Source organism: Intrasporangium calvum (assembly GCF_028446585.1).
In the GTDB taxonomy this organism is placed as follows: Bacteria; Actinomycetota; Actinomycetes; order Actinomycetales; family Dermatophilaceae; genus Intrasporangium; species Intrasporangium calvum_A.
On the sequence record NZ_JAPFQL010000154.1, the window covers coordinates 1 to 2,174 of the forward strand.

Sequence of the window (2,174 nt, forward strand, 5' to 3'; positions counted from 1 at the left end):
GCTGGGGCTCAGCGGCCGTGTGGGAGCCAGCACAGCGGCATACGGGTCAGTGCTGGTGCTCGAGCAGGTCCTTGCGCCCGGCACCGAGGACGGTGAGCGGCAGGAGGGTCTTGCCCGTGGGACCGATCTCGATCTCGGTGCCCATCTGCGGGCAGACCCCGCAGTCGAAGCAGGGCGTCCAGCGGCAGTCGTCGACCTCACGCTCGTCGAGCGCGTCCTGCCAGTCCTCCCAGAGCCAGTCCTTGTCGAGCCCGGAGTCGAGGTGGTCCCACGGGAGCACCTCGTTCTGCTCGCGCTCGCGGGTCGTGTACCAGGCGACGTCGACCGGCTCGTCCGCGAGGGCCCGCTCGGCCGCAGTCATCCAACGCTCGTAGGAGAAGTGCTCGCTCCAGCCGTCGAACCGGCCGCCCGAGCGCCACACCTCCTCGATGACCTTGCCCACGCGGCGGTCACCGCGCGAGAGCAGCCCCTCGACGATGCCGGGCTGGCCGTCGTGGTAGCGGAACCCGATGGAGGAGCCGTAGCGCTTGTCGGCGCGGATCGCCTCCCGCAGCTTGAGCAGCCGGGCGTCGGTCTCCTCCGCGCCGAGCTGCGCCGCCCACTGGAACGGCGTGTGCGCCTTGGGCACGAAACCACCGATCGAGACGGTGCACCTGATGTCCCGACGCCCCGAGACACGACGGCCCGTCTCGATGACGCGCTTGGCCAGCTCGGCGATCTGGAGGACGTCCTCGTCGGTCTCCGTCGGCAGGCCGCACATGAAGTAGAGCTTCACCTGGCGCCAGCCCGCACCGTAGGCCGCGGCGACCGTGTTGATGAGGTCCTCCTCGGACACCATCTTGTTGATGACTCGGCGGATCCGCTCGGAGCCGCCCTCCGGCGCGAACGTCAGGCCGGAGCGGCGCCCGTTGCGGGTCAGCTCGTTGGCGAGGTCGATGTTGAACGCGTCGACGCGGGTCGACGGGAGCGAGAGGCCGGTCTGCGTGCCCTCATAGCGGTCGGCGAGGCCCTTGGTGACGTCGGCGATCTCCGAGTGGTCGGCCGACGAGAGGGACAGGAGCCCCACCTCCTCGAACCCGGTCGCGGCGAGCCCGCGCTCGACCATCTCGCCGATGCCGGTGATCGACCGCTCTCGCACGGGCCGGGTGATCATGCCGGCCTGGCAGAACCGGCAGCCACGCGTGCACCCACGGAAGATCTCGACGGACATCCGCTCGTGGACCGACTCGGCGAGCGGCACGAGGGGCTGCTTCGGGTAGGGCCACGCGTCGAGGTCCATCACCGTGTGCTTCGAGACGCGCCACGGGACGCCCAGCGCGTCGGCCGCCGGAGCGACCCGCTGGATGCGGCCGTCGGCCAGGTAGGAGACGTCGTAGAAGGACGGCACGTAGACGCCGCCCGTGCGCGCCAGGCGCAGCAGTACCTCGCGCCGCCCGCCGGGGCGACCCTGCGCTTTCCACTCCCCCACGATGTCGGTGATGGCGAGGACGGCCTGCTCGCCGTCGCCGATGACGGCCGCGTCGATGAAGTCGGCGATGGTCTCGGGGTTGAAGGCGGCGTGGCCTCCCGCGATGACGATGGGGTCGTCGAGGTCGCGGTCCACCGAGTGGAGCGGGATGCCGGCGAGGTCGAGTGCGGTGAGCAGGTTGGTGTAGCCGAGCTCGGTCGAGAACGAGACACCGAAGAGGTCGAAGTCGCCGACCGCCCGGTGGCCGTCGACGGTGAACTGCGGCAGCCCCGCCTCACGCAGCGCGGCCTCCATGTCGGGCCAGACGGCGTAGGTGCGCTCCGCGAGGGCGTCCGGCCGCTCGTTGAGGACCTCGTAGAGGATCATGACGCCCTGGTTGGGCAGGCCGACCTCGTAGGCGTCGGGATACATCAGCGCCCAACGCGTGGTCAGCTCCTCGCCGGACGGGCCGTGGCCGCCGACGTTCCAGTCCTTGACGGTGGAGTTGAGCTCACCGCCGACGTACTGGATGGGCTTGCTGACCCGCTCCAGCAGGGGCTCGAGGGCGTTGAACAGGGACTCGCCAGACATTCGCACATGGTACGTCGAGCTCCCCGGAATCCTCGAAAACGTCGTATGCCGCTGGGCTCGGTCCCAGCCCGTTCCGCGCTGGACTGGGGTGCGTCCCCGCCCATCGAAAGAGCAGTTCGCGACGTGTCGCGAACTG

The 2,174-nt window shown here is 70.1% G+C and carries 1 protein-coding gene; it reads right to left on the minus strand.

All coding sequences use genetic code 11. The annotated features are described in order from the left end of the window. Positions 1–46: 46 nt before the first annotated feature. A complete protein-coding gene (locus tag OO014_RS19230; RefSeq protein WP_272463939.1) occupies positions 47–2,038 on the minus strand; it encodes a TIGR03960 family B12-binding radical SAM protein in 1,992 nt (663 codons plus the stop codon). Positions 2,039–2,174: the final 136 nt, after the last annotated feature.

Bases quoted from the DNA above. Each gene is read 5' to 3' on its own strand.
- OO014_RS19230 (WP_272463939.1), bottom strand. From the start codon at position 2,038: ATGTCTGGCGAGTCCCTGTTCAACGCCCTCGAGCCCCTGCTGGAGCGG.